Genomic DNA, 25,361 nt, shown 5'->3' with positions numbered 1-25,361 from the left:
GGCAGGCAAAGGCTCCGGTCAATGCAGCGACGGCTTGGCGCTGGCTGCGGTCGGTTGCTTGGCCGATTCGGTGTAGAGCAGCAGCGGTGCTACCCGCAGGTATTCCATGACTTCCATGTAGTCGGTCTCGCCGTCTTCGGACTCCTCCAGCGCATCCTGCACCTGGGCGATGGCGGCCAGGTCCTGCAGCACTTCCATGGCTTCGGTGCTCAGCGCCGTGTCGCGCGCGGTCAGGCCGAAACCGGCGAGGAAACCCTGGCACCACTCGCCCAGCGCGGCGGCGCGCTCGGGTAACGGCGATTCGTCGCTGGGGACCAGCAGCACCACGGTCATGTCGTCGCTGGTGAGTTCGCCCTTGACCATTTCCTGCAGGCCGATGAGCGCCTGGCGAACGTTGTCTGCGGCCGGTGTACCCAGCAGATCGGCGGCATCCAGCAGCCATGGCTCGATCTCGAAGCCGGCACCGGCGCAACTGCGACCCAGCAACAGCCCGTGCAGTTCGGCGGGCGAAACGGTGTGGCCGCTGCTGGTGAGCAGGGCGGCGAAGGCGTGATAGGGAGAATTCTGAATAGGCATGGGCAACTAGGCGCCAGACGGCGCAATGACTAGAATGAAGGCCTTGTATCCTAGCACCGGCAACCGCGCCAGACTATCGACGCGGACAACTACGTGTTCATCTTCACCGGGCCCGCCAGTTCATCGGCGGGCAACATTTCCCAACCGTACCCACCGGGACTCCATGGAACACAACGACCTGCAAGCGCTGATGAGCCGACTCGAATCATTGATCGGACGAGTCGAGCAACTAAAACGACAAAACGGACTCCTATTAGCGCAGGAAAAAACCTGGCGCGAGGAACGCGCAAATCTCATCGAAAAGAATGAAATCGCCCGGCGTAAGGTCGAGTCCATGATTTCGCGCCTCAAGGCCCTGGAGCAAGACTCATGAGTTCAAGCAATAGCGTCACCGTTCAGATCCTGGACAAGGAATACTCGATCATCTGCCCGCCGCAGGAGCGCAGCAATCTGGTCAACGCCGCACGCTACCTGGACGGCAAGATGCGCGAGATCCGCAGCAGCGGCAAAGTGATCGGTGCCGACCGCATTGCCGTCATGGCCGCGCTGAACATCACTCACGATCTGCTGCATCGCCAGGACACACCGGAGCTGTCGGTCAACGGCACCACTCGCGAGCAGGTTCGCGACCTGCTCGAACGCGTGGACCTGGTGCTTGCCACCGATCCGGAAACGCCCAAGGGCTGAAATCCGCAAAGCTTTTCTGTATACTGGCATCACTCCCTGGAGTGCTTGCCAGTCGGTCATGTCCCTGAGCCGATACGCACAACCACGGGGGTTGCACGTGGGGTTGGTGTGCATGTCCGCTCGACGGAAAGCCTTAAAACCTCCTGTGATCTCCACCTTGAACTTTCGGGTTCAAGGGCTACACCGACAGCGGTTCGTCGGGGAGTACCTGAATTTCCAGCCCATGCCGGCAACACTTGGCGTGGGCTTTTTCATTCGTCGCCGGGCAGCACTGTCCCACGGCGCCCTTGATCAGGATCGACCGCGCCCATGACCGTATCCGCGCCGCTGCCTCGTCAAACACAGCCTCGTCAATCCCTGCGCCGCCAGCTACGTGCGGCGCGTCGCGCCCTTACCCCTGCACAGCAGCGCCTGGCCGCTCGCGATCTCTACCGACAACTGGCCCAGCATCCGCTGTTTCGCCGTGCCCGACACATTGCCCTGTACCTGCCCAACGACGGCGAGATAGACCCGCGGCCTCTGTTGCGTGAAGCTCAACGGCGCGGCAAGCGCACCTACCTGCCGGTGCTCAGCGATTGGCCGCGCACCAGGATGGTGTTTCAGCAGGTACGCCGAGGCGAAAAGCTTCGTCCCAACCGCTTTGGCATTCCAGAACCCCGTATCCAGCGCGCACGCCAGCGCACCATCTGGGCACTGGACCTGATCCTGCTGCCGCTGGTGGGGTTCGACGACGAAGGTGGGCGCCTGGGCATGGGCGGCGGCTTCTACGACCGCAGCCTGGCCTACCGCAATCGCCGCACGGCCTGGCAAGCCCCGGTGCTGCTGGGGCTGGCCCATGAGTGTCAGAAGGTGGAGCGCCTGGCGCAGGCCAGTTGGGACATACCGCTGCAGGGAACGGTGACGGACAAGGGTTGGTATCTGAGGTGAGCCTTGCGCCGCGGCGCCAACCTGCGGGAGCGGTCAGTGGCCGCGAACAGGCGCCATCGTTACCGCGGACTTGCCATCGAACCTTGCACCATCGAAGCCTGCACCACGACCAGCTCTGCAGCGGTATCCGCCTTGCTCGCCCACAGACTCTGCGCGTATCCAGTGGTGACGATACCCAAGCCCAACAAAATCACCAATGTCCACAACAAGTCCGGCTTACGGCGCATCGACGTTGCCCCCCTACAGGCAATTAAAGAATCGACAGAACGATATTCTGGCGTGCCGAGCAGCAGCGTCGGGCTTAAATTTGCGCGCATTCTGGGGCAAGCTTGGTAGACAAGCAAACGTTGTTCACGACCAATTGTCGGGTGCGCTTGAATCCCACAAAAGCTGGCCATTTCACATTATTGAGGAACACTCGCCATGGCCTATTGGCTGATGAAATCCGAGCCTGACGAATTGTCCATCCAGAGCCTTGCCACGCTTGGCCAGACGCGCTGGGACGGCGTACGCAACTATCAGGCACGCAACTTCATGCGCACCATGGCCGTTGGCGACCATTTCTTCTTCTATCATTCCAGCTGCCCCGAGCCAGGCATCGCCGGCATTGGTCGCATCGTCGCGAGCGACTATCCCGACCCCACTGCCCTGGACCCGGACAGTCATTACTTCGATCCCAAGGCCAGCACCGAAAAGAACCCCTGGACTTCGGTGGATGTAGCCCACGTCGAAACCTTCGACCCCGTGCTCGGGTTGGCCTTGTTGAAGCAGCAGAGCGGGCTTGCCGAACTTGCGCTGGTACAAAAAGGCAGCCGGCTTTCGGTGATGCCGGTCACTGCCGAACAGTGGGCAGTAGTGCTAGGGTTGTGTTGCGCATGAAAGTGGATGCCCTCGGGCTTGAAGGTCAGGCTCGCTTCATTGCCGATTGAACATCCGCTGCTTCACTGCACGATCAGGTTATTGAACAGCAGGTCTTCGACGATAGGCTTGCCCTCTTCGTCATTCATCACCTGCTGCAATTGCTTGAGGGCTTCCTGACGCAGTTTCTCCTTGGCTTCGACGTTGCCCATCGATTCGGCGGTCTGCTGTGCGAACAGTGCTACCAATTGATTGCGCAGCAGCGGGTCCTGGCGCTTCACGGCAGCTTCCGCTTCCGCGCCGGTGACCTTCAAGGCGATGTCCGCCTTGTACACGTGCAGCTTGGGGCCACCGTCCAAGGCGTAGTTGCCCACGAACGGTGGGGTCATGCCGATATAGGCAACCTTGGGCGCTGCGTTCTCGCCCTCTTTGGCTGCCTCGTTGGCCATCACGGCGGTCGGCAGGGCAAACGCCAGCCCTATGAATACCCAGGCTTTCATCACATATGTCTCCGCAAGATCGTGTGCTGACTGTATCGGCCAGCACGGGCGATTCAGTAGCTCGTTCGAATCCACTGAGCTGAAACGATTATGCAGAAGCGTCAAGCGAGTGGGTGAACAGAACTGAACCGCTTAAGTTCGCATTGCAACATTTTTGCAAACTCCGCTGGGCGGTAATTCGTTTTATTTTCGGTAACGAAACTGTAACATTCGAATCCGCAGCAAATAACAATAAATGGAGCTTGTGAATGTTCGCCTTCTTCCGCCCCGCCCCGCATCGTGCAGCCCTGCCCGATGAAAAGATAGACAGCACCTACCGTCGCCTTCGCTGGCAGATCTTCGCCGGGATATTCATCGGTTACGCCGGTTACTACCTGCTGCGCAAGAACTTCTCGCTGGCCATGCCCTACCTGATCGAAGAACAGGGCTATACCCGAGGCCAACTGGGCTTGGCGATGTCGGCCATCGCCATCTCCTATGGCCTGTCCAAATTCCTCATGGGGATCGTGTCCGACCGCTCCAACCCGCGCTACTTCCTGCCATTCGGGTTGCTGGTTTCCGCCGGCGTGATGTTCGTCTTCGGCTTTGCGCCGTGGGCAACGTCAAGCGTCACCATGATGTTCATCCTGCTGTTCATCAACGGCTGGGCGCAAGGCATGGGCTGGCCGCCGAGCGGCCGGACCATGGTGCACTGGTGGTCGCAGAAGGAACGCGGCGGCGTGGTGTCGGTGTGGAACGTGGCGCACAACGTCGGCGGTGGCTTGATCGGCCCGCTGTTCCTGCTCGGCATGGGCTTGTTCAACGATTGGCACGCAGCGTTTTACGTACCGGCCGCAGTTGCCCTGCTGGTGGCCCTGTTCGCCTTTGCGACCATGCGCGACACACCGCAATCGGTCGGCCTGCCGCCCATCGAGCAATACAAGAACGATTACCCGGAAGGCTACGATTCAAGCCACGAAGAAGAATTCAGCGCCAAGGAAATCTTCGTCAAGTATGTGCTGCGCAACAAGATGCTCTGGTACATCGCCTTGGCCAACGTGTTCGTCTATCTGCTGCGCTATGGCGTACTGGACTGGGCGCCGACCTACCTCAAGGAAGCCAAGCACTTCACCGTCGACACCACCTCATGGGCCTATTTCTTCTATGAGTGGGCCGGTATTCCCGGCACGTTGCTGTGCGGCTGGATGTCGGACAAGATTTTCCGTGGCAACCGTGGGCTGACCGGCGTGGTGTTCATGGCGCTGGTGACCGTGGCAACCCTGGTGTACTGGCTCAACCCGCCCGGCAACCCGACCGTGGACATGATCGCGCTGGTCTCGATCGGCTTCCTGATCTACGGCCCGGTCATGCTGATCGGCCTGCAGGCCCTGGAACTGGCGCCAAAGAAAGCGGCCGGCACTGCCGCTGGCTTCACTGGTCTGTTCGGCTACCTGGGCGGCTCGGTCGCCGCCAGCGCGGCGATGGGTTACACCGTGGACCACTTCGGCTGGGACGGTGGTTTCGTCCTGCTGATCGGCGCCTGCCTGTTGGCGATCGTCTTCCTGATCCCCACGCTCTGGCACAAACAGGTGGCCAGCACCCAGCGTAACGCCTGACGCAAGGCGTGAAGCGCCGTCAGGGCAGGAATTGCTGCGAGGCTTGAGTGCAGCTGCCCTGGTGGCAACGCTTTAGCCTGGCTTCCAGGTTCTTGTCCGGCATTGCGTGATTGCGCAGGGCACTGATGGTTTGCTCGACGTAGTCGCGGGTGCTGCCAAATCGCCCGCTGGCACTGTCGAGAATCTGCGTCAGCAGGTTATCCGGCAGGTTGCCTGCATAGCTGGGCAAATGCCGCTCCAATACGAACCCCAACGCCTGCACCTTGGTGCCGTCTTCGAGACGGCAGTTGAGCCAATGCGGGCGGTACGAGGGATAGGGCATCTCGCGCTTCCACAGCGCCAGCAGCGAATTCTCCAGATCCTCCTGAGGCAAGCGATAGGCGAACCCGGCGCATGAGCCGCCTCGGTCCAGACCGAACACCAGGCCGGGCCGCTCGGGTGTGCCACGGTGTTCGTGGGACCACAGGTACAGGCCCCGGTGATAGCCATGCACACGCGCCCGGCGCCGCTCCGCAGCGCTGCATTCGGGCCGCCAGATGAGCGAGCCGTAGGCGAACAGCCAGACCGGCCCGCCACGATGGCGTCGCATCGTGGTGTCCAACGAATGAAGAAGTTGCTCGTGGGTCAATTGCGGCCCGAGATCGAGCGACGGCGGATAGACCACATTCAAGTGCGCAGTTTCGAGTACCGACATAAGCAGTCGCCTGTTATCCCCGTAAGATTGCAATGAAGCCCAACTCTAACGCATTGCAACTGCCGCGTTCCTACCGTATGGCAGATAGATCAATAAATACAAGCGCTTATAATCAACTTCAAATAAATAAGTTATAAGCACCAAACAGGCTCACGGACACATCGACGTGCACGATTTCACGGCAATGCCACTGCGTCGGGTTCGACGCAGGCATCACGACAGCAGAAGCAGGCAACGAAATGACGCAGGGGTAGTGGCAATCAGGCGGGCCGCGGCGCGTAGGCAAAGACGTCGGCACGCATCTGGTGCGCATCCATCCCGGCGTTTACCAGGGCATCGAGCGTGGCGTAGATCATCGCCGGTGAACCGCTGCCATAGACATGCACGGCGGTCAGGTCGGCTATGTCTTCGCAGACCGCTTCATGCAGCATGCCGCAGCGCCCTTCCCAGCCGCACAGGTCGCTCACCACCTTGTTCAGGAACAGGTTGGGCAACTGCTTCCATTGCTCCCAATGTTCCAGCGCATAGAAATCCTCGGGCCGACGTACACCCCAGTACAGATGCACCGGATGCTTGAACCCTGCGCGACGGCAGTGCTCGATCAGGCTGTTCATCTGCGCCATGCCCGTACCTGCAGCAATCAGCACCAGCGGCCCGTCCGGCAACTCGGCCAGGTGGGTATCGCCATAGGGCATGTGCACACGGGCCATGCCATTGCGTTGCAACTGCTCGATCAAGCTCTGCGCACTGGCTTCGCGGACCAGTACGTGCAGCTCCAGGTCGCGCCCGCTGTGGGGTGCAGAGGCCAGGGAGAAGGCCGACTTTTCGCCGTTGTCGCGCTCGATCATCAGGTATTGCCCGGCATGGTAGCGCGGCGGCTTGCCGGCCGGCGCACGCAGGCGCACGCGCCAGACATCGCCGCCGATATCGACGCAGTCGATCAGCTGGCAGGCCAGGCTGCGCACCGGCAGCTCGCCCTTGGCCAGTACGCCGTCCCAGAGGATCACGCAGTCTTCCAGCGGCTCGGCGATGCAGGTATGAAACTCGCCGCGGTCGATCACCGCGCCCTCCTCGCGAACACTGCCTTCCACCAGCACCGCGCTGCACACATGGCAGTTGCCATTGCGGCAGCTCTGCGGGCAGTCATAGCCCAGGCGCTGCGCGGCCGCCAGAATCCGCTCGGCGGGCAGGGTTTCAAGCACCACGCCCGAAGGTTGCAAGGTCACACGCATCAATCTATTCCCAACTGATTCCAGAGTTCATCGATGCGGTGGGTCACGGCCTCGTCCTTGACGATGACCCGACCCCATTCGCGCGTAGTCTCGCCCGGCCACTTGTGCGTGGCGTCCAGGCCCATCTTGGAGCCCAGGCCGGACACCGGCGAGGCGAAATCCAGGTAGTCGATCGGCGTGTTGTCGATCAGCACGGTATCGCGCTTGGGATCCATGCGCGTGGTGATGGCCCAGATCACGTCGTTCCAGTCGCGGGCATTGATGTCGTCGTCGGTGACGATGACGAACTTGGTGTACATGAACTGGCGCAGGAACGACCACACCCCGAGCATCACCCGCTTGGCGTGCCCCGGGTACTGCTTCTTCATGGTCACCACCGCCATGCGGTACGAGCAGCCTTCGGGCGGCAGGTAGAAGTCGGTGATTTCCGGGAATTGCTTCTGCAGGATGGGCACGAACACTTCGTTCAGCGCCACGCCCAGGATCGCCGGCTCATCGGGTGGCCGGCCGGTGTAGGTGCTGTGGTAGATCGGCTTGATCCGGTGAGTGATGCGCTGCACCGTGAACACTGGAAACTTGTCGACTTCGTTGTAGTAGCCGGTATGGTCGCCATACGGCCCTTCGTCGGCCATCTCGCCCGGATGAATCACCCCTTCGAGGATGATCTCGGCAGTGGCCGGCACCTGCAGGTCGTTGCCACGGCATTTCACCAGCTCGGTGCGGTTGCCGCGCAGCAGCCCAGCGAAGGCGTACTCGGAAAGGCTGTCGGGTACCGGCGTCACCGCGCCCAGAATGGTCGCAGGGTCGGCACCCAGGGCCACGGCCACGGGAAACGGCTGGCCAGGGTGCTTGTCGCACCACTCGCGGTAATCCAGGGCGCCACCGCGATGGCTCAGCCAGCGCATGATGACCTTGTTGCGGCCGATCACCTGCTGGCGGTAGATACCCAGGTTCTGGCGTTCCTTGTTCGGCCCCTTGGTGACGGTCAGGCCCCAGGTGATCAGGGGTGCCACGTCGCCCGGCCAGCAGTGCTGCACGGGCAGCATGCCAAGGTCGACGTCGTCGCCTTCCAGGACGATTTCCTGGCAAGGCGCGTCCTTCACCACCTTGGGGGCCATGGCGATGATCTTCTTGAAGATCGGCAGTTTCGACCAGGCATCGCGCAGGCCCTTGGGCGGCTCGGGCTCCTTGAGGAACGCCAGCAGCTTGCCGATCTCGCGCAGCTCGCTCACCGATTCGGCCCCCATCCCCATGGCCACCCGCTCGGGCGTGCCGAACAGGTTGCCGAGCACCGGGATATCGAAGCCGGTGGGCTTTTCGAAAAGCAGGGCCGGGCCCTTGGCACGCAGCGTGCGGTCGCACACCTCGGTCATTTCGAGCACCGGCGAGATGGGCACCTGAATGCGTTTCAACTCTCCGCGCTGCTCAAGCTGCTGCACGAAATCCCGAAGATCCTTGAATTTCATCGACCATGCCAGTTAGAAAATAAGCGTACATCCTACCTGCTCTGGCGGCCGCTGGCAGCCGCCGGCTGGGCTTTAATGGGAATTGCCAGGCTCCGATGCCTCTACCGGCGCCAGCAGCGGGGCGAACAAGGGCGCCACGAACCCGGCCGCGTCGTCACCCAGGTGGTTGTCGTCCATGTACAGCGAACGCCCGGCAGACTCGGCCACGCAGGTCATGCCATCGGCGCAGAACAGCTGGGTCGTATCGAGGATGCGCACCTGCGGATCACTGGCCGCCAGCTCGGCGAACAGCCCCTGCATGAACGCCTGACGCTGTCGGTGTTCGAGCAGCGGGCGCCCGATGCCGTCGGTCGATCGCTGGAGCATGGCCAGGCGGCTCAGCCGGTAAGGTGCGTTGGCGTTCTGCAAAGGGACTTCATCGAGCAGCCAGACCCGGCTGCCCGCCTGGCGCAAGGCTCGGACTTCGCGCTTGAGCGCCTCGGCCATCTGCACCGGCGCATCGGTACCGGGCAAGCGATAGGTCAGGTCGCCATGCTCGTCGCCATACAGGTACAACGTCCAGCGCGCGACCAGCACCACGTCGCGCTGCGGCGCCTGCGCGATCACGCTCCGGACCTGCGCATTGAACTGCCGGCACAGGTCGTTGCGCTCCAGCCCCGCGACCGGTACGCAGCCGGCCGAGCTGGCCAGATCGAGTGCCTGCCCGGTGCGCTCGCTATGCACGCGCAGCGCCGGCATCAGCGCGGCTGCATGGCTGTCGCCCCAGATCAGCGGTGGCAGCACGTCTTTGTTTTGGCGTTCGAGGTGACAGATGAGGCGTTCGGGCGCAGTGGTTTTCTCGAACATGCAGTCACGCTGCCCGGCATGCCATTCGCCGGCCTCGGCGTAGGCCAATGCCTGCGCCGACAGCCGCGACGGTACGCCATCGCTCCAGCGCAGGGATTGCCCCGCCAGGCCCACCACCACCATGGCCAGCAATGCGGCCAACAGCGCCTGACGCGGCTGGGCCAGCCAGCGCCGACCGCGCAGGGGCGTTTCGACCCAGCGCCAGGACAGGTAGCCGAGCAGCAGACTGCCCAGGATCAGCGCAAGGTTTTCGTGCCCAGCGATACCGTCCACGGCGGCATAGTCGGCGAATACGTGCACCGGCCAGTGCCACAGGTACCAGGAATAGGAGATCAAGCCCACCGCCACCATCGGCCGCGTGCCCAGCAGCCGTGACAGCCAGGTTGGCTGGCCAGCGCCGGACCAGATGATCGCCAGCGTGCCCAACACCGGCAGCAGTGCCGCCATGCCGGGGAACGGGGTACGCCAGTCATAGCAGGCAATGGCCACGCCCACGGCAGCGATCCCGGCGGTGGCCACGCCCTGACGCACGGCCACTGTCAGTGGGCGCTGGAACACCGGCGCCACCGCCAGCAGGCTGCCGGCCAACAGTTCCCACGCGCGCGCCGGCAATAGAAAGAATGCCTGCGCCGGGGCTTGCTGAACCTGCCAGACGCTCACCGCAAACGATGCCAGGGCAATGCCGAACAAGCCTGTGCGCCATGCCTTCACATACCGGCCGAGCACGGCCAGCAACAGCGGCAAGAGAATATAGAACTGCTCTTCCACCGCCAGCGACCAGGTGTGCAGCAGTGGCTTGAGCTCCGAATCGGTATCGAAATAGCCGTCCTGCCGGGCGAACAGCACGTTGGACATGAACATGGCCTGGTAGCGCGCTGAGCGCCCCAGCTCTTCATAGTCACGCGGCACCAGCAGGAACCAGCCAACGATCAAACAGGCCACCACCATCACCACCAGGGCGGGCAGGATCCGCCGCGCACGGCGCACCCAGAACTCCACAAAACTGAAGTGGCCCGAGGCACGCTCGCGGCAGATGATCGAGGTGATCAGATAACCCGAGATGACGAAGAACACGTCAACGCCGACGAACCCGCCGGCAAAACCCGGAATACCAAAGTGGAACAACACCACGGCAATGACCGCCACGGCGCGCAAGTCGTCGATGTCACGTCGATAGGCTAGGTGAGTCATAACAATCCTTGTCGGCCGAACGGGTCTGGCATGGCTATGCAACGTTGAAAATGCGAATGGCGCCGCAAGGGCGCCATTCGGGTCAAGCAGCGGGTGGGCTTACTTGCGTTTCATCGACAGGAAGAACTCGTCGTTGGTCTTGGTCTGCTTGAGCTTGTCGATCAGGAACTCGATGGCCGCCACTTCGTCCATCGGGTGCAGCAGCTTGCGCAGGATCCACATGCGCTGCAGTTCGTCGTCGGCGGTCAGCAGCTCTTCGCGACGGGTACCGGAACGGTTGATGTTGATGGCCGGGAAGACGCGCTTCTCGGCGATCTTGCGGTCCAGGGGCAGTTCCATGTTGCCGGTACCCTTGAACTCTTCGTAGATCACTTCGTCCATCTTCGAGCCGGTTTCGACCAGCGCGGTGGCGATGATGGTCAGCGAACCGCCTTCCTCGATGTTTCGCGCAGCACCGAAGAAACGCTTGGGCTTCTCCAGGGCATGGGCGTCGACACCACCGGTCAGGACCTTGCCGGAGCTCGGGATCACGGTGTTGTAGGCACGCGCCAGGCGAGTGATGGAGTCGAGCAGGATGACCACATCCTTCTTGTGCTCGACCAGGCGCTTGGCCTTCTCGATCACCATCTCGGCCACTTGCACGTGGCGGGTTGGCGGCTCGTCGAAGGTCGAGGCGACCACTTCGCCGCGCACGGTGCGCTGCATCTCGGTGACTTCTTCCGGACGCTCGTCGATCAGCAGGACGATCAGGTGGCATTCCGGGTTGTTGCGCGTGATGTTCGACGCGATGTTCTGCAGCATGATGGTCTTGCCCGCTTTCGGCGGAGCGACGATCAGGCCACGCTGGCCCTTGCCGATCGGTGCGCACAGGTCGATGACACGACCGGTGAGGTCTTCGGTGGAACCGTTGCCGGCTTCCATCTTCATGCGCACCGTAGGGAACAGCGGCGTGAGGTTTTCGAAGAGAATCTTGTTTTTCGCGTTTTCCGGACGGTCGAAGTTGATGGTATCGACTTTCAACAGGGCGAAATAACGCTCGCCTTCCTTGGGCGGACGGATCTTGCCGACGATGGTGTCGCCGGTACGCAGGTTGAAGCGGCGGATCTGGCTGGGCGAGACGTAGATGTCGTCTGGGCCGGCCAGGTACGAGGCGTCAGCCGAACGCAGGAAGCCGAAGCCGTCCTGGAGAATCTCCAGCACGCCATCACCGGAGATTTCCTCACCGCTTTTGGCGTGCTTCTTCAACAGGGAGAAAATCACATCCTGCTTGCGCGAACGGGCCATATTTTCTATGCCCATCTGTTCGGCCATTTCGAGCAGATCGGTGATCGGCTTTTGCTTGAGTTCAGTCAGGTTCATAAGGGAATGACGTAATCATGTATGGAGGGGAGAAATTAAGCTTTGGGCTTAATGAGGCCGCGCCGCAGAGAAGGCGACAGGATCGCGTACTGATTCGAGTAGGAGTGCGTCGGCGACGGCTTGCAGGGGGCAGAGGAGAAACCAATGCGAGGCCGAATGTAACACCTCGATTTGTAGGCGTCCAGTATCGCGCCCAGAAAAAAGCCCCGACGAATGCGGGGCCTTTCAGGTATCAGATATTGGCATCCAGGAAGGCTGCCAACTGCGACTTGGACAGCGCGCCGACCTTGGTCGCCTCGACGTTGCCGTTCTTGAACAGCATCAGCGTCGGGATGCCGCGCACGCCATGCTTGGCCGGGGTTTCCTGATTCTCGTCGATGTTGAGCTTGGCGACGGTCAGCTTGCCCTTGTACGTTTCGGCGATTTCGTCGAGCACCGGGGCGATCATCTTGCACGGGCCACACCATTCGGCCCAGTAGTCGACGAGTACAGCACCGTCAGCCTTGAGTACATCTGCTTCGAAGCTGGCGTCGCTGACGTGCTTGATAAGGTCGCTGCTCATGGAGTGTCTCCGTGGTCATATTCGGAAAGAAAAACGTGGCCCATCATAGCGGCACAGCGCTGCTACAGGAAGCCGATGATCATTGATCATCACTATGAACATCGGTGATACAGGCAATGGAACCCCGCTCGGCGCACCAGGAATGACCGCAGGCACTGCCCAGTGCGCTCCGCAACGGTGCGCGGCCAGTCCGGCACAGAGCACTCGTGGCAGCTAGAACCCCGATCCCACGCCGCGGCGCACGCCCCCTGCCCCATTCTGGCACGCGCTGTGCTACCTCCCTGGCAACCTCGACTCGATCGCAATCGGAGTATCGCCATGATTTCGCGCTGCAGCCTGCTGTTCACCGCCCTGGTCGCCAGTTTCATGCTGGGCCAGGCAGCCCATGCCGATGGCTTGAGCGACATCACCGAGCGCGGCACCTTGCGCGTTGCCGTGCCGCAGGATTTCCCGCCGTTCGGCTCGGTCGGCCCCGACATGCAACCGCGCGGACTGGACATCGACACGGCCAAGCTGATCGCCGACCAACTCAAAGTGAAGCTGCAGCTCACTCCGGTGAACTCCACCAACCGCATTCCCTACCTCACCACCGGCAAGGTCGACCTGGTGATCTCCAGCCTGGGCAAGAATGCCGAGCGTGAACAGGTCATCGATTTCTCCAGCGCCTACGCGCCGTTCTACCTGGCCGTGTTCGGCCCGCCGGAAGCGCCGATCGCCACGCTGGACGACCTCAAGGGCAAGACCATCAGCGTGACCCGTGGCGCCATCGAAGACATCGAGCTGAGCAAGGTCGCGCCCGAAGGCCTCACCATCAAGCGCTTCGAAGACAACAACTCGACCATCGCCGCCTACCTCGCCGGCCAGACCGACCTGATCGCCAGCGGCAACGTGGTGATGGTGGCCATCTCGGAAAAGAACCCTAAACGCATTCCAGCCTTGAAGATCAAGCTCAAGGACTCGCCGGTGTACGTGGGCATCAACAAGCAACAGCCCGAGCTGCTGGCCAAGGTCAATCAGATCATCGCTGTGGGCAAGAGTGACGGCAGCCTGGAAAAGAATGCGCAGACCTGGCTGAAGCAGCCGCTGCCCGCCGACCTCTGATTGTCGAGCGCACCCAATGGCCTATCAGTTCGCTTTCGCCCCGGTACTCGCACAGGCCGACCTGCTGCTCAAGGGTGCGCTGTTCACCCTTGAGCTCACCGCCATCGGCGCGCTGCTCGGGGTAGCCGTGGGCATCGTCGGCGGCGCCGTGCGGGCCTGGCAGATCAAGCCGTTCGCCGGCCTCTTCGGGGTCTACGTGGAGCTCATCCGCAACACCCCCTTCCTGGTCCAGCTGTTTTTCATTTTCTTCGGCCTGCCCAGCCTGGGCGTGCAGATCAGCGAGTGGCAGGCCGCGGTGCTGGCCATGGTGGTCAACCTGGGGGCGTATTCCACCGAGATCATCCGCGCCGGCATCCAGGCCGTGCCAAAGGGGCAGCTCGAAGCATCTGCGGCCCTGGCCATGAGCCGCTTCGAGGCGTTTCGCTACGTGGTCCTGCAGCCGGCCCTGGCCAAGGTCTGGCCGGCGCTGAGCAGCCAGATCATCATCGTCATGCTGGGTTCGGCGGTGTGCTCGCAGATCGCCACGCAGGAGCTGAGCTTCTACGCCAACTTCATCCAGTCGCGAAATTTCCGCGCCTTCGAGACGTATCTGCTGACCACGCTGGTGTACCTGGTCATGTCGATCCTGATCCGCATGCTGCTGAACTGGCTGGGTCGGCGTTTCATCATGAGGAACAGCTGATGGATTTCACCCTGTGGGACATCGTGCGCAACCTGCTCATCGGCCTGCAATGGACCCTGGCCTTGAGCCTGGTGGCGTTCATTGGCGGTGGTTTGATCGGCTTGCTGGTGATGACCCTGCGCATCTCGCCCACGCATCCGCTGCGCACGCTGGCACGCTGCTATATCGAAGTGTTCCAGGGCACGCCTCTGTTGATGCAGCTGTTTCTGGTGTTCTTCGGCGTGGCGCTGATGGGCGTGGACATCTCGCCTTGGGTGGCCGCCGCCCTGGCCCTGACGCTGTTCACCAGCGCCTATCTGGCCGAGATCTGGCGCGGCTGCGTGGAGTCCATCGGCAACGGCCAGTGGGAAGCCTCCGCCAGCCTGGCGCTTACCCGCAACGAGCAGCTGCGCCACGTGATCCTGCCCCAGGCCTTGCGCATTGCCGTGGCGCCGACCGTGGGCTTCTCGGTGCAAGTGGTCAAGGGCACCGCGGTGACCTCGATCATCGGCTTCACCGAGCTGACCAAGACCGGCAGCATGCTGGCCAACGCCACCTTCGAACCCTTCATGGTCTACGGCTTCGTCGCCCTGGGCTACTTCGCCCTGTGCTACCCGCTGTCGCTCAGTGCCCGCTATCTGGAAAGGAGGCTGCATGCCGCTGCTTAGGATTTCCGCCCTGCACAAGTACTACGGCGATCATCATGTGCTCAAGGGCATCGACCTGAGTGTGGACGAAGGTCAGGTGGTCGCGATCATCGGTCGCAGCGGCTCGGGCAAGAGCACCTTGCTGCGTACCCTGAACGGCCTGGAATCGATCAACGACGGCGTCATCGAAGTCGACGGTGAATACCTGGATGCGGCGCGCGCCGACTTGCGCAGCCTGCGCCAGAAGGTCGGCATGGTGTTCCAGCAGTTCAACCTGTTCCCGCACCTGAGCGTGGGCGAAAACGTGATGCTGGCCCCTCAGGTGGTGCAGAAAGTGCCCAAGGCTCGCGCCCGCGAACTGGCTCGCGAGATGCTCGAACGGGTCGGCCTGGGCGAGAAGTTCGATGCGTTCCCCGAACGTCTGTCCGGCGGCCAGCAACAGCGCGTGGCGATCGCCCGCGCACTGGCCATGTCGCCCAAGGTGCTGCTGTGCGACGAGATCACCTCGGCGCTGGACCCGGAGCTGGTCAACGAGGTGCTCAGCGTGGTGCGCAAGCTGGCCGAAGACGGCATGACCCTGATCATGGTCACCCACGAAATGCGCTTCGCCCGCGAGGTCGGCGACAAGCTGGTGTTCATGCACCATGGCAAGGTGCACGAGGTGGGCGATCCCAAGGAATTGTTCGTCAATCCGCGCACGCCCGAGCTGGCGCAGTTCATCGGCATGCAGCCGGCATGAATGCCGTTCGGGCTCGCCAGAGCTCGGACCTTGGGGCAAAGATCAGGATGGCGCGTTGGCGCCGTCGCCTGATCGTGGCACGATGCGGGGGTTAACGACCGAGATCCTTTGACCATGCCGCAGACCAAAGCCAAGAACCTGTCCCTGATCGCCGCCATCGACCTGGGCTCGAACAGCTTTCATATGGTGGTGTCCAAGGCCCACGTCAATGAAATCCGCATCCTCGAACGCCTGGGCGAAAAGGTCCAGCTGGCCGCCGGCATCGACGAAGAGCGCAAGCTCAGCGAAGAGTCGATGCAGCGCGGTCTGGACTGCCTCAAGCGCTTCGCCCAACTGATCAACGGCCTGCCCCTGGGCGCGGTGCGCATCGTGGGCACCAACGCCCTGCGCGAAGCCCGCAACCGCAACGAATTCATCGTCCGCGCCGAGCAGATCCTCGGCCATCCGGTAGAGGTCATCTCGGGCCGCGAAGAGGCCCGCCTCATCTATCTGGGCGTCTCCCACACCCTGGCCGACACGCCGGGCAAGCGCCTGGTCGCCGACATCGGCGGCGGCAGCACCGAGTTCATCATCGGCCAGCGCTTCGAACCCCTGCTGCGCGAGAGCCTGCAGATGGGCTGCGTGAGCTACACCCAGCGCTACTTCCGCGATGGCAAGATCACCCCGGCCCGCTACGCCCAGGCGTATACGGCGGCGCGCCTGGAGATCATGAGCATCGAGAATGCCCTGCACCGGCTCAGCTGGGACGAGGCCATCGGCTCCTCCGGCACCATCCGCGCCATCGGCCTGGCCCTCAAGGCCGGCGGCCAGGGCAGCGGCGAGGTCAATGCCGAGGGGCTGGCCTGGCTCAAGCGCAAGCTGTTCAAGCTGGGCGATGTCGACAAGATCGATTTCGACGGCATCAAGCCGGACCGCCGGACCATCTTTCCCGCCGGGCTGGCGATTCTCGAAGCGATCTTCGATGCCCTCGCCCTGCAGCGCATGGACCATTGCGATGGCGCCCTGCGCGAAGGCGTGCTGTACGACCTGTTGGGCCGTCATCACCACGAAGATGTGCGCGAACGTACTTTGGGTTCGTTGATGACCCGCTACCACGTCGATGTCGAGCAGGCCGAGCGCGTCGAGCGCAAGGCGCTGCATGCCTTCGACCAGGTGGCGGCGGACTGGGAGCTGGAAGACGGGGTCTGGCGCGAGCTGCTGGGCTGGGCGGCGAAGGTTCACGAGATAGGCCTGGACATTGCCCATTACCATTACCACAAGCACGGCGCCTACCTGATCGAACACTCCGACCTGGCCGGGTTCTCGCGCGAAGACCAGCAGATGCTGGCGCTGCTGGTGCGCGGCCACCGCCGCAACATTCCCAAGGACAAATTCGCCGAGTTCGGCGATGACGGTGTGCAGTTGATCCGTCTGTGCGTGCTGCTGCGCTTCGCCATCCTGTTCCACCACATCCGTGGTACCCAGGAGATGCCGGCGGTGTCCCTGCATGCCAAGGCCAAGAGCCTGGATGTGGTGTTCCCCGATGGCTGGCTGGAGAACAACCAGCTGACCCAGGCCGACTTCGCCCAGGAAGCCGAATGGCTGACCCGCGTAGGCTTTACCCTCACCGTGCGCTGAGATCGCACCGCCATCTGCCTGATAGACCGCAGCGCCTGTTTCGCGGCCGATGACCGCTCCTACAGTGCAACGCGATTTCCGTAGGAGCGGCCAGTGGCCGCGAAAGCCGCACCGCCATCTGCCTGATAGGCCGCAGCGCCTGTTTCGCGGCCGATGACCGCTCCTACGGTGCAACTCGATTTCCGTAGGAGCGGCCAGTGGCCGCGAAAGCCGCACCTCCGATCTTGCTGGCTGCTAGCGCACCGGCAGGATCGGGTTGCTCAGCCGTTCGAGCAGCGTGTCCTGCGCGCTGCGGGCGTTCTGGTTGCCGGTCGGGGTGTTGCGCACGTAGCGCCCGTCGGCCTGCAGGATCCAGGAATGGGTATTGTCGGTCAGGTAGCTTTCCAGCTCCTTCTTGACCCGCACGATCAGCTTCTTGCCTTCCACCGGGAAACAGGTTTCGACGCGCTTGTCGAGGTTGCGCTCCATCCAGTCGGCACTGGACAGGAACATCTGCTCCTCGCCTCCGTTGAGGAAGTAGAACACCCGCGTGTGCTCCAGGAACCGCCCGATGATCGAGCGCACATGGATGTTGTGCGACACCCCGGGAATGCCCGGACGCAGGCAGCACATGCCGCGCACCACCAGATCGATGCGCACGCCTGACTGGCTGGCCTTGTACAGCGCGCGAATGACCTTCGGGTCGGTCAGCGAGTTGAACTTGGCAATGATGTGCGCCGGCTTGCCTTCGATGGCGTACTGGGTCTCGCGAGCGATCATGTCGAGCATGCCCTTCTTCAACGTGAAGGGTGCATGCAACAGCTTCTTCATGCGCAAGGTCTTGCCCATGCCGATCAACTGGCTGAACAACTTGCCGACGTCTTCGCACAGTGCATCGTCCGAGGTCAGCAGACTGTAGTCGGTGTACAGCTTGGCATTGCCGGCGTGGTAGTTACCGGTGCCAAGGTGTGCATAGCGTACGATCTCGCCCGCCTCGCGGCGCAGAATGAGCATCATCTTGGCGTGGGTCTTGAAGCCCACCACGCCGTAGATCACCACCGCGCCCGCGGCTTGCAGACGGCTGGCCAGCTGCAGGTTGGATTCCTCGTCGAAGCGCGCGCGCAGCTCGATGACGACGGTGACTTCCTTGCCATTGCGGGCGGCATCCACCAACGCATCGACGATCTCGGAATTGGCACCGCTGCGGTACAGCGTCTGCCGCACGGCCAGCACATGAGGATCCTTGGCCGCCTGGCGCAACAGATCGACCACGGGCGTGAACGATTCGAAGGGGTGCAGCAGCAGGATGTCCTGCTTGCTGACCACGCTGAAAATGTTCTCGCTGTTCTGCAACAGCTTCGGAATCTGTGGCGTGAACGGCAGGTACTGCAGCTCGGGATGGCTGTCCAGACCGGTGATGCTGAACAAACGCGTCAGGTTGACCGGGCCGTTGACCTGATACAGCTCGGTGTCCGACAGGTTGAACTGCTTGAGCAGATAGTCGGACAGAAGCTTGGGGCAGGTGTCGGCCACTTCCAGACGTACCGCATCGCCGTAGCGACGCGAGAACAGCTCGCCGCGCAGCGCACGCGCCAGGTCTTCGACGTCCTCGGTATCGACCGACAGGTCGGCGTTGCGGGTCAGGCGAAATTGATAGCAGCCCTTCACTTTCATGCCTTGGAACAGGTCATCGGCATGGGCATGGATCATCGAGGACAGGAACACGAAATTGTCGCCCGGCCCGCCTACGTCCTCGGGCACCTTGATCACCCGCGGCAGCAACCGCGGTGCCGGAATGATCGCCAGGCCAGAGTCGCGACCGAAGGCATCGACGCCTTCGAGCTCGACGATGAAGTTCAGGCTCTTGTTCACCAGCAGCGGGAACGGGTGCGTAGGGTCCAGGCCGATGGGCGTGATGATTGGCGCGATTTCGTCGCGGAAATAGCGACGCACCCAGGTCTTGAGCTTGGTTGTCCAATGCCGACGACGAATGAAGCGAACCTGGTGTTTCTCCAGCTCCGGCAACAGGATGTCGTTGAGGATGGCGTACTGGCGATCGACATGGCCATGCACCAGCTCGCTGATCCGCGCCAGCGCCTGATGCGGCTGCAGACCGTCGGCGCCGGCCTGTTCGCGGGCAAAGGTGATCTGCTTCTTGAGCCCTGCGACGCGGATCTCGAAGAATTCGTCGAGGTTGCTGGAAAAGATCAGCAGGAACTTGAGCCGCTCGAGCAGCGGATAGGATTCATCCAACGCCTGCTCCAGCACGCGGATGTTGAACTGCAACTGCGACAGCTCGCGATGGATGTACAGGCTGCTGTCGTCCAGCCCCGGCACGACGATGTGCGGCGCCGGCGCGAGGGCTTCGCTCGGGTGCGCGGGTTCGACGATGGCTTCTATGACCAACGGCGCTTCTACCGGGGTTTCGACCACCGGCTGATCTTGGGTGAGAGCGACTTGAGTCTGGGCTTCGTTGTTCATCTGGCGTTCCCGAGGGCGTAACTGCCCTTTGCAATTGAGCGGCACGGATCGCGTAATGCGTCAGGATGCCATTGACGCCTGCACGCTTGGAAGGGGGGCGCGACAGTTATAAGCATGGATTATGACGGTTGCATGACATGACCGGCCGCATCCACAAGGTGTCTGCGTTCTCAGGTTGACAAGCATTGTTCACGACAAGACACATTTGGACACTTTCATGTCTGTCCATGACGGGTTAGGCTGCGCATTCACTTCGCCAGCATCGATAAAATGCTCCAACAATTCCTGAACGATTTTGGCTATTTCGCCCTGTTCCTCGGCACGTTCTTCGAAGGCGAGACCATTCTGGTCCTGGCCGGGTTTCTGGCGTTCCGTGGCTACATGGATATCAACATGGTTGTGGTGGTGGCCTTCTTCGGCAGCTACGCAGGCGACCAGCTATGGTATTTCATGGGCCGCAAGCATGGACGCAAGCTACTGGCGCGCAAACCTCGTTGGCAGCTGTTGGGCGACCGTGCGTTGGAGCACATCCGCCGGCATCCGGACATCTGGGTCCTGAGCTTTCGTTTCGTCTATGGCCTGCGCACCGTCATGCCGGTGGCGATCGGCCTGTCCGGCTACCCACCACGGCGTTACCTGCTGCTCAACGGCATCGGGGCTGCGGTCTGGGCCACGGCACTGGGCCTGGCGGCCTACCATTTCGGCTCGTTCCTCGAACACATGCTGGGCAACGTCAAGAAATACGAGCTGTGGGTCCTTGGCGCGCTGGTGCTGATCGGCGTCCTGCTGTGGGTACGGCGCCGCATCAAGGCCGCACGCATCGCCCGCCAGGCGCGCCTGGAAGCTCCTGCGGCGACGCCTGCGCCCGGTGACGAGCAGCCCTGAGGGCCCGCTCGAACTGAACACACGCCGCCGAGCGTGATCCATGCTACTGAACACATGCCAATGAAGCAGTGGCCACAATCGGAGTTCGACATGACCAAGAAAATCGCGGTGATCCTTTCCGGCTGTGGCGTCTATGACGGCAGCGAAATTCAGGAAAGCGTGATCACCTTGCTGCGCCTGGACCAGCGCGGCTGCCAAGTGCAGTGCTTCGCGCCCGACGTTGCCCAGAAGCATGTGATCAACCACTTGAACGGCGAGGAAATGCCCGAGTCGCGCAACGTGCTGGTGGAGTCGGCGCGAATCGCCCGTGGCGAGGTCAAGGACATCGCCCTGGCCAACGCCGATGATTTCGATGCCTTGATCGTTCCAGGTGGGTTCGGCGCGGCAAAGAATCTGTCTTCCTTCGCCAGCGACGGCGCTGCCTGCTCGGTCAACCTGCAAGTGCAGGCACTGGCCGAGGCCTTCGCCGAAGCGCGCAAGCCGGTTGGCTTGATCTGCATCTCACCGGCGCTGGCGGCAAAAATCTACGGCCCCGGCGTGACCTGCACCATCGGTACCGATGCCGAAACCGCGCAGGCCATCGAGAAGATGGGTGGCACCCACCAGGAATGCGACGTGACCGAGATCGTCGAGGACACCGCCCGCAAGCTGGTCAGCACCCCCGCCTACATGAGCGCCAAGACCATCAGCGAAGCCGCCGCCGGCATCAACAAGCTGGTGGACCGGGTGATCGAACTCACCCAGGCCTGACCGCCGGTTTCAGGCAGGCACCCGCCGCAGCGTAGCGAGCAGGGTCGCCGCCGCCACGAACAAGCCGGCGAAGGTGCGGTTCATGCGTCGCTGCTGACGCGGCGTGCGCAGCAGCCGCAGCACCTTCGCCGCCAACCCGGTATAGCCGGCCATGACAATCAGGTCCACGGTCACCATGGTGGCTGCAATGGTCAGGTATTGAACCAGCAGGGGCGCGTGCGGATTGATGAATTGCGGCAATACCGCCAGCATGAATACCAGCGCCTTGGGGTTGCCGACGTTCACCAGAAAACCACGCAGCACCAGGCTCGAGGCCTTGCCAGCCGGCTTTTGCCCCGCTTCCTCACCGAGGTCGGCAGGCAGTGCACGCCATTGCTTGAACGCAAGATAGAGCAGATAGAGCACGCCAAACCACTTGATCGCCTGGAACGCCGTGGCCGACGCCGCGAGCACGGCCCCGACGCCAGCCGCAATGATCGCAATTTGCAGAAGCAGCCCCAACTGCAGGCCGATCGCATTCCAATAGCCGCGCAGGAAACCGTGCTGCAAGCCACTGGACATGGACGCGATAGCTCCGGCCCCAGGCGAAAGACTGATGATCCAGCACGCCACCAAAAAGGCCAACCAGGTTTCCAGCAGCATACGAACCTCGACGCTCGAATAGGGACAGCCTAAGGTAAAACGGCGCAGCGAATTTGGCTATGGGCCCGTGCAGGCAGCTCGGCATCAAGCCCCAGTATCAGGCCAATGCCTCGAGCTGCGCCTGCATGTCTTCGAGCAGTTCCAGCGCTTCCATCCACTGCTCTTCCAGCTCACCCTCGCGCACCTTGAGCTTGGCCTGTTGGGCAAGTTGGTCGCGTAGTTCATCCTTGCGCGCGGCCTCGTAGAGGGCGCTGTCGGACAAGGCGGCTTCTATCTTCGCCAGTTTCTCGTGCACTTCACCCAGATCGCGCTCCAGCTTGTCGGCCTGGCGCTTGTGCGGTGCCAGTTGCTGACGCAGCGCGGCCGCGGCCTGCCGCTGGGCTTTCCTGTCGGTCTTGTCGAGGTTGACCGGGGTATTGCTGACCGAGGCATGACGCTGGCGATAATCCACCAGCCAGCGCGCGTAGTCGTCCAGATCGCCATCGAACGGCTCGACCTTGCCATCGGCCACCAACAGGAAATCGTCGGTGGTGCTCTTGAGCAGATGCCGGTCGTGGGACACCACCAGCACCGCACCACTGAACTCCTGCAAGGCCATGGTCAGGGCCAGGCGCATCTCCAGGTCGAGGTGGTTGGTCGGTTCGTCGAGCAGCAACAGGTTGGGCCGTTCCCAGGCAATCAACGCCAGCGCCAGGCGGGCCTTTTCGCCACCGGAGAAATTCAGCACCGGTTCATCGATGCGCGCGCCACGGAAATCGAAGCCACCGAGGAAGTCGCGCAGTACCTGCTCACGCTCGCCCGGTGCCAGCCGCTGCAGATGCAGCAACGGGCTGGCCTTGCTGTCCAGGGAGTCCAGCTGGTGCTGGGCGAAATAGCCCACCACCAGGTTCTCGCCACGTACCAGGCGTCCGCCGATGGGCGTGAGCTCGCCAGCGAGGTTCTTGATCAGGGTCGACTTGCCCGCGCCATTGGGGCCCAACAGGCCAATCCGCGCACCGGGGGCAAGCTGCAGCTTGACCTTCTCCAGCACGGCCGTTTCGCCGTAGCCCAGCCGACCTTCGGACAGGTCGAGCAAGGGGCTGGAGATCTTCACCGATTCGCGGAACACGAAGTCGAAGGGCGAGTCGACGTGTGCCGCCGACAGCTCTTCCATGCGCTCCAGGGCCTTGATCCGGCTCTGCGCCTGACGCGCCTTGGTGGCCTGGGCCTTGAAGCGCGCAATGTACTTCTCCATGTGCGCGCGCTGCACCTGCTGCTTCTCGTACGCTTGCTGCTGCTGCGCCAGGCGTTCGGCACGGGCGCGTTCGAAGGCGCTGTAGCCACCACGGTACAGGGTCAGCTTCTGCTGTTCGACGTGGGCCACGTGATCGACGACTTCGTCGAGGAAGTCGCGGTCGTGGGAGATCAACAGCAGGGTGCCGGGATAGCCCTTGAGCCAGTCCTCGAGCCACAGAATGGCGTCGAGATCCAGGTGGTTGGTCGGTTCGTCGAGCAGCAGCAGGTCGGAAGGGCACATCAAAGCCTGAGCCAGGCTCAGGCGCATCCGCCAGCCCCCGGAAAAATCACCGACCTGACGGTCCATCTGCTCGTTGCTGAAACCAAGCCCTGCGAGCAGCTTGCGTGCACGTGCGTCCGCGGTATAGCCGTCGGCACTGTCGAGCTCGGCATGCAGGCGCGCCTGGGCCGCACCGTCCTGCGTGGCCTCGGCGTCCGCCAGTGCCTGCTGCACTTCGCGCAGACGCACATCGCCATCGAGTACGTAGTCGACCGCAATGCGTTCGAGGGTATCGACTTCCTGGCGCATGTGGGCGATACGCCAATCGGCGGGCAGGTAGCAATTGCCGGAGTCGGGCACAAGCTCGCCACGCAGCAAGGCGAACAGGCTGGATTTGCCAGCACCGTTGGCGCCGATGAGGCCGGCTTTCTGACCGGCGTGCAGGGTCAGCTCGGCGTCTTCTAGCAGACGCTGCGGGCCACGCTGTAAAGTGAGGTTCTGAAGTCGGATCATAATGGCGGCGAAGTCTACCAGCTTCCTTGCCCACTGGCGCGAGTAGCACGATGCATGATGAGTTGTGGAAGTTTGCCCTGGACCTCTATGCCCGACCAGGCATCGAAACCACCTGCCTGCAGCTGCAGGCAGGTGGCGCCAACGTGTGCCTGCTGCTGTGCGGTGCCTGGCTGGATGCCAGGGGCGTGGCCTGCACATGCGAACGGGTGACGCTGCTGGAGGCGATCGCCACGCCTTGGCATGAGGACGTGGTGCGACCCTTGCGCGAATTGCGCCAGCAGTGGCGAGCCCAGGCCGTGCAAGACCCTGAGCTGATGCACCTGCGCGAATCGGTCAAGGCACTGGAACTGAACGCCGAACGCCAGTTGCTGCAGCGCCTGCACGATCAGGCCGCACCTTGGCCCCTCGCTACGCAGGGCTTGAGCATGACCTGGCTGCCTGCTTTGCTACCCGCAACGGCCGCGCACTCGAGCGCGGCGTTGCACGTGCTGGGCGTGGCAGCCAGGGAGACTCAGGCTTGGCTCGAAGATGCGTCGCCCTTGTCGTCCTGAGCGCCAGTGGCGGGAGCACCGGACTCGGTCGCACTCGAATGCACGGCTGCGGCAAGCGACTTGGCGGCCGCAGGCTTTCTGGCCGGCCGCGCAGCCGGCTTGGCGGGTGCCTTGGCGTCAGGCTTGACCGCCGCGCCCGGGGCCGCCAGGGCCTTGCGGGTAGTGCTGCGGGAAACCGCCGGCTTGCTCGCAGTGGCTGCGGCAGCTACACGGGTGGTTTTGCTGGCTGCAGGCTTCGCGGCCGCACGTGCAGTCGACCCGGCTGGGGTGCTCTTGGCGGGCGTGCGAGCGGCAGGCTTGGCTGCCGGGCTGGCCGACTTGGCCGCGACCGCAGGGGTTGCCTTGGGCTTGGCCGAACGGGTTTCGATTGCCTTGCTCGCCGCTTCCTGGACGCGCCCTACCCCGGCCGCCAGTTTCAGGCTTTCCTGGGCGTCGCGCTTGAGCTCGACGATGTAGGCGCGGGTTTCGGCCTGGCGGTCCTTGAGCTCGTCGAGCAGTTGTTCGAGTTCGCTCACCGAGTCGTGCGCCTTGGCTTGCTTCTTTTTCTTGCCGGCAGTAGCAGCGTCCTGCACTTTGGTGCGCGACTTGTGCAGTTTTTCCTGAGCCTTGCCGCGCTGCTTCTCGAGCTTGGCGAGCAGTTTTTCAGCATCGGCCAAGGCCTGGGAACATGCACTTTCGAGGTGCTCGAGCAAACTGCCGGAAAGCTGTTGAAGCAAATGCAACGGGGTGTTTACGGGCTTCTTGTTAGCCGACATGGGTTACCTCCTGGCCGATGGGTAGAGGCTCATACTAGACCTGTGGCTGTAG

The 25,361-nt window shown here is 62.6% G+C and carries 26 protein-coding genes and 1 other RNA gene; 14 read left to right on the top strand and 13 right to left on the bottom strand.

Annotation, left to right across the window (positions count from 1 at the left end; all coding sequences use genetic code 11):
• Nucleotides 1-18: 18 nt before the first annotated feature.
• The gene (locus tag IFT80_RS15860) at nt 19-576 is read right to left on the bottom strand and encodes a YecA/YgfB family protein (RefSeq protein WP_185794701.1); all 558 of its coding nucleotides are present in this window, start codon (nt 574-576) and stop codon (nt 19-21) included.
• Nucleotides 577-739: 163 nt separating this feature from the next.
• Here IFT80_RS15860 and IFT80_RS15855 point away from each other — a divergent pair, with 163 nt between their 5' ends.
• The 4 genes from IFT80_RS15855 to IFT80_RS15840 all read left to right on the top strand — a co-directional run bounded on the left by IFT80_RS15855 (nt 740) and on the right by IFT80_RS15840 (nt 2,190).
• On the top strand, nt 740-949 hold the full coding sequence (locus IFT80_RS15855) for a TIGR02449 family protein (RefSeq protein WP_122479894.1): 210 nt from the start codon (nt 740-742) through the stop codon (nt 947-949).
• On the top strand, nt 946-1,263 hold the full coding sequence (locus IFT80_RS15850; protein ID WP_122479895.1) for a cell division protein ZapA: 318 nt from the start codon (nt 946-948) through the stop codon (nt 1,261-1,263). Before IFT80_RS15855 ends, IFT80_RS15850 begins: the two co-directional genes overlap by 4 nt.
• A gap of 30 nt (nt 1,264-1,293) precedes the next feature.
• Nucleotides 1,294-1,471, top strand: a non-coding RNA gene (gene ssrS, locus IFT80_RS15845) — 6S RNA.
• A 101-nt stretch (nt 1,472-1,572) separates the two neighbouring features.
• Nucleotides 1,573-2,190, top strand: a complete 618-nt coding sequence (locus IFT80_RS15840) for a 5-formyltetrahydrofolate cyclo-ligase (RefSeq protein WP_122479896.1) — start codon at nt 1,573-1,575, stop codon at nt 2,188-2,190.
• 59 nt (nt 2,191-2,249) lie between these two features.
• Here the strand turns inward: IFT80_RS15840 and IFT80_RS15835 are convergent, their stop codons facing one another.
• Entirely contained in the window at nt 2,250-2,588 is a 339-nt protein-coding gene (locus IFT80_RS15835; protein ID WP_192137903.1) for a hypothetical protein, read from the bottom strand.
• Between the two features lie 25 nt (nt 2,589-2,613).
• Between IFT80_RS15835 and IFT80_RS15830 the strand changes: the two genes are divergently transcribed.
• Nucleotides 2,614-3,069, top strand: a complete 456-nt coding sequence (locus tag IFT80_RS15830; RefSeq protein WP_192137852.1) for an EVE domain-containing protein — start codon at nt 2,614-2,616, stop codon at nt 3,067-3,069.
• 62 nt (nt 3,070-3,131) lie between these two features.
• Here IFT80_RS15830 and IFT80_RS15825 read toward each other — a convergent pair whose 3' ends face one another.
• Nucleotides 3,132-3,548 carry a flagellar basal body-associated protein FliL gene (locus IFT80_RS15825; RefSeq protein ID WP_192137851.1) on the bottom strand — a complete coding sequence of 139 codons (417 nt, stop codon included), beginning with the start codon at nt 3,546-3,548 and terminating at the stop codon, nt 3,132-3,134.
• A gap of 248 nt (nt 3,549-3,796) precedes the next feature.
• On the opposite strand from IFT80_RS15825, the gene glpT reads away from it, so the two are divergent.
• Entirely contained in the window at nt 3,797-5,143 is a 1,347-nt protein-coding gene (gene glpT / locus IFT80_RS15820; protein ID WP_122479901.1) for a glycerol-3-phosphate transporter, read from the top strand.
• Nucleotides 5,144-5,162: 19 nt separating this feature from the next.
• Here glpT and IFT80_RS15815 read toward each other — a convergent pair whose 3' ends face one another.
• The 6 genes from IFT80_RS15815 to trxA form a co-directional block, all read right to left on the bottom strand.
• A complete protein-coding gene (locus tag IFT80_RS15815) occupies nt 5,163-5,837 on the bottom strand; it encodes a gamma-glutamylcyclotransferase (RefSeq protein ID WP_122479902.1) in 675 nt (224 codons plus the stop codon).
• A 260-nt stretch (nt 5,838-6,097) separates the two neighbouring features.
• Nucleotides 6,098-7,069 (bottom strand): CDP-6-deoxy-delta-3,4-glucoseen reductase, encoded by a 972-nt coding sequence (locus IFT80_RS15810; RefSeq protein WP_192137850.1) that lies wholly within the window; start codon nt 7,067-7,069, stop codon nt 6,098-6,100.
• On the bottom strand, nt 7,069-8,535 hold the full coding sequence (ubiD, locus tag IFT80_RS15805) for a 4-hydroxy-3-polyprenylbenzoate decarboxylase (RefSeq protein ID WP_192137849.1): 1,467 nt from the start codon (nt 8,533-8,535) through the stop codon (nt 7,069-7,071). Before ubiD ends, IFT80_RS15810 begins: the two co-directional genes overlap by 1 nt.
• Nucleotides 8,536-8,607: 72 nt before the next feature.
• Nucleotides 8,608-10,572 (bottom strand): acyltransferase family protein, encoded by a 1,965-nt coding sequence (locus tag IFT80_RS15800; protein ID WP_192137848.1) that lies wholly within the window; start codon nt 10,570-10,572, stop codon nt 8,608-8,610.
• A 99-nt stretch (nt 10,573-10,671) separates the two neighbouring features.
• A complete protein-coding gene (rho, locus tag IFT80_RS15795) occupies nt 10,672-11,931 on the bottom strand; it encodes a transcription termination factor Rho (RefSeq protein ID WP_043192255.1) in 1,260 nt (419 codons plus the stop codon).
• Between the two features lie 232 nt (nt 11,932-12,163).
• Nucleotides 12,164-12,493: a thioredoxin TrxA gene (trxA, locus tag IFT80_RS15790; RefSeq protein ID WP_043192254.1), complete on the bottom strand. Its 330-nt coding sequence runs from the start codon at nt 12,491-12,493 to the stop codon at nt 12,164-12,166.
• A 318-nt stretch (nt 12,494-12,811) separates the two neighbouring features.
• Between trxA and IFT80_RS15785 the strand changes: the two genes are divergently transcribed.
• From IFT80_RS15785 to ppx, 5 genes are all read left to right on the top strand, one after another.
• Nucleotides 12,812-13,594 carry a transporter substrate-binding domain-containing protein gene (locus IFT80_RS15785; RefSeq protein WP_192059398.1) on the top strand — a complete coding sequence of 261 codons (783 nt, stop codon included), beginning with the start codon at nt 12,812-12,814 and terminating at the stop codon, nt 13,592-13,594.
• A gap of 16 nt (nt 13,595-13,610) precedes the next feature.
• Nucleotides 13,611-14,276, top strand: a complete 666-nt coding sequence (locus IFT80_RS15780; protein ID WP_056844749.1) for an amino acid ABC transporter permease — start codon at nt 13,611-13,613, stop codon at nt 14,274-14,276.
• A complete protein-coding gene (locus IFT80_RS15775; protein WP_185794800.1) occupies nt 14,273-14,923 on the top strand; it encodes an amino acid ABC transporter permease in 651 nt (216 codons plus the stop codon). The genes IFT80_RS15780 and IFT80_RS15775 overlap by 4 nt, the downstream gene beginning before the upstream one ends.
• A complete protein-coding gene (locus IFT80_RS15770) occupies nt 14,910-15,641 on the top strand; it encodes an amino acid ABC transporter ATP-binding protein (RefSeq protein ID WP_122479908.1) in 732 nt (243 codons plus the stop codon). Before IFT80_RS15775 ends, IFT80_RS15770 begins: the two co-directional genes overlap by 14 nt.
• A gap of 114 nt (nt 15,642-15,755) precedes the next feature.
• A complete protein-coding gene (ppx, locus tag IFT80_RS15765; RefSeq protein ID WP_192137847.1) occupies nt 15,756-17,258 on the top strand; it encodes an exopolyphosphatase in 1,503 nt (500 codons plus the stop codon).
• A gap of 234 nt (nt 17,259-17,492) precedes the next feature.
• On the opposite strand, the gene ppk1 is transcribed toward ppx, so the two are convergent.
• A complete protein-coding gene (gene ppk1 / locus IFT80_RS15760) occupies nt 17,493-19,718 on the bottom strand; it encodes a polyphosphate kinase 1 (protein WP_122479909.1) in 2,226 nt (741 codons plus the stop codon).
• A gap of 270 nt (nt 19,719-19,988) precedes the next feature.
• Between ppk1 and IFT80_RS15755 the strand changes: the two genes are divergently transcribed.
• Both IFT80_RS15755 and elbB read left to right on the top strand, forming a co-directional pair.
• Nucleotides 19,989-20,603, top strand: coding sequence for a DedA family protein (locus tag IFT80_RS15755; protein ID WP_122479910.1), 615 nt, complete (start codon nt 19,989-19,991; stop codon nt 20,601-20,603).
• A gap of 90 nt (nt 20,604-20,693) precedes the next feature.
• On the top strand, nt 20,694-21,353 hold the full coding sequence (gene elbB, locus IFT80_RS15750; RefSeq protein WP_192137846.1) for an isoprenoid biosynthesis glyoxalase ElbB: 660 nt from the start codon (nt 20,694-20,696) through the stop codon (nt 21,351-21,353).
• 9 nt (nt 21,354-21,362) lie between these two features.
• Here elbB and IFT80_RS15745 read toward each other — a convergent pair whose 3' ends face one another.
• Nucleotides 21,363-21,995: a LysE family transporter gene (locus tag IFT80_RS15745; protein ID WP_185794693.1), complete on the bottom strand. Its 633-nt coding sequence runs from the start codon at nt 21,993-21,995 to the stop codon at nt 21,363-21,365.
• A gap of 97 nt (nt 21,996-22,092) precedes the next feature.
• A complete protein-coding gene (locus tag IFT80_RS15740; protein WP_192137845.1) occupies nt 22,093-24,003 on the bottom strand; it encodes an ATP-binding cassette domain-containing protein in 1,911 nt (636 codons plus the stop codon).
• A gap of 50 nt (nt 24,004-24,053) precedes the next feature.
• On the opposite strand from IFT80_RS15740, the gene IFT80_RS15735 reads away from it, so the two are divergent.
• A complete protein-coding gene (locus tag IFT80_RS15735) occupies nt 24,054-24,554 on the top strand; it encodes a TIGR02444 family protein (protein WP_192103136.1) in 501 nt (166 codons plus the stop codon).
• Here the strand turns inward: IFT80_RS15735 and IFT80_RS15730 are convergent.
• Nucleotides 24,515-25,309: an AlgP family protein gene (locus IFT80_RS15730; RefSeq protein WP_192103135.1), complete on the bottom strand. Its 795-nt coding sequence runs from the start codon at nt 25,307-25,309 to the stop codon at nt 24,515-24,517. The two genes, IFT80_RS15735 and IFT80_RS15730, sit on opposite strands and share 40 nt — an antisense overlap.
• Nucleotides 25,310-25,361: the final 52 nt, after the last annotated feature.

Origin of the sequence: Pseudomonas sp. CFBP 8771, from assembly GCF_014841695.1 — a bacterium.
Lineage (GTDB): Bacteria > Pseudomonadota > Gammaproteobacteria > Pseudomonadales > Pseudomonadaceae > Aquipseudomonas > Aquipseudomonas baltica.
The sequence above is the reverse complement of the archived record's forward strand: the minus strand, read 5'-3'. Positions and strand labels throughout refer to the sequence as shown.

Bases quoted from the DNA above. Each gene is read 5' to 3' on its own strand.
- rho (WP_043192255.1), bottom strand. From the start codon at position 11,931: ATGAACCTGACTGAACTCAAGCAAAAGCCGATCACCGATCTGCTCGAA.
- IFT80_RS15780 (WP_056844749.1), top strand. From the start codon at position 13,611: ATGGCCTATCAGTTCGCTTTCGCCCCGGTACTCGCACAGGCCGACCTG.
- IFT80_RS15860 (WP_185794701.1), bottom strand. From the start codon at position 576: ATGCCTATTCAGAATTCTCCCTATCACGCCTTCGCCGCCCTGCTCACC.
- ppx (WP_192137847.1), top strand. From the start codon at position 15,756: ATGCCGCAGACCAAAGCCAAGAACCTGTCCCTGATCGCCGCCATCGAC.
- IFT80_RS15825 (WP_192137851.1), bottom strand. From the start codon at position 3,548: ATGAAAGCCTGGGTATTCATAGGGCTGGCGTTTGCCCTGCCGACCGCC.
- IFT80_RS15835 (WP_192137903.1), bottom strand. From the start codon at position 2,588: ATGGCCAGCTTTTGTGGGATTCAAGCGCACCCGACAATTGGTCGTGAA.
- IFT80_RS15840 (WP_122479896.1), top strand. From the start codon at position 1,573: ATGACCGTATCCGCGCCGCTGCCTCGTCAAACACAGCCTCGTCAATCC.
- glpT (WP_122479901.1), top strand. From the start codon at position 3,797: ATGTTCGCCTTCTTCCGCCCCGCCCCGCATCGTGCAGCCCTGCCCGAT.
- elbB (WP_192137846.1), top strand. From the start codon at position 20,694: ATGACCAAGAAAATCGCGGTGATCCTTTCCGGCTGTGGCGTCTATGAC.
- IFT80_RS15770 (WP_122479908.1), top strand. From the start codon at position 14,910: ATGCCGCTGCTTAGGATTTCCGCCCTGCACAAGTACTACGGCGATCAT.
- IFT80_RS15830 (WP_192137852.1), top strand. From the start codon at position 2,614: ATGGCCTATTGGCTGATGAAATCCGAGCCTGACGAATTGTCCATCCAG.
- IFT80_RS15755 (WP_122479910.1), top strand. From the start codon at position 19,989: ATGCTCCAACAATTCCTGAACGATTTTGGCTATTTCGCCCTGTTCCTC.
- IFT80_RS15740 (WP_192137845.1), bottom strand. From the start codon at position 24,003: ATGATCCGACTTCAGAACCTCACTTTACAGCGTGGCCCGCAGCGTCTG.
- IFT80_RS15745 (WP_185794693.1), bottom strand. From the start codon at position 21,995: ATGCTGCTGGAAACCTGGTTGGCCTTTTTGGTGGCGTGCTGGATCATC.
- IFT80_RS15850 (WP_122479895.1), top strand. From the start codon at position 946: ATGAGTTCAAGCAATAGCGTCACCGTTCAGATCCTGGACAAGGAATAC.
- IFT80_RS15785 (WP_192059398.1), top strand. From the start codon at position 12,812: ATGATTTCGCGCTGCAGCCTGCTGTTCACCGCCCTGGTCGCCAGTTTC.
- trxA (WP_043192254.1), bottom strand. From the start codon at position 12,493: ATGAGCAGCGACCTTATCAAGCACGTCAGCGACGCCAGCTTCGAAGCA.
- IFT80_RS15815 (WP_122479902.1), bottom strand. From the start codon at position 5,837: ATGTCGGTACTCGAAACTGCGCACTTGAATGTGGTCTATCCGCCGTCG.
- ppk1 (WP_122479909.1), bottom strand. From the start codon at position 19,718: ATGAACAACGAAGCCCAGACTCAAGTCGCTCTCACCCAAGATCAGCCG.
- IFT80_RS15735 (WP_192103136.1), top strand. From the start codon at position 24,054: ATGCATGATGAGTTGTGGAAGTTTGCCCTGGACCTCTATGCCCGACCA.
- ubiD (WP_192137849.1), bottom strand. From the start codon at position 8,535: ATGAAATTCAAGGATCTTCGGGATTTCGTGCAGCAGCTTGAGCAGCGC.
- IFT80_RS15730 (WP_192103135.1), bottom strand. From the start codon at position 25,309: ATGTCGGCTAACAAGAAGCCCGTAAACACCCCGTTGCATTTGCTTCAA.
- IFT80_RS15800 (WP_192137848.1), bottom strand. From the start codon at position 10,572: ATGACTCACCTAGCCTATCGACGTGACATCGACGACTTGCGCGCCGTG.
- IFT80_RS15855 (WP_122479894.1), top strand. From the start codon at position 740: ATGGAACACAACGACCTGCAAGCGCTGATGAGCCGACTCGAATCATTG.
- IFT80_RS15810 (WP_192137850.1), bottom strand. From the start codon at position 7,069: ATGCGTGTGACCTTGCAACCTTCGGGCGTGGTGCTTGAAACCCTGCCC.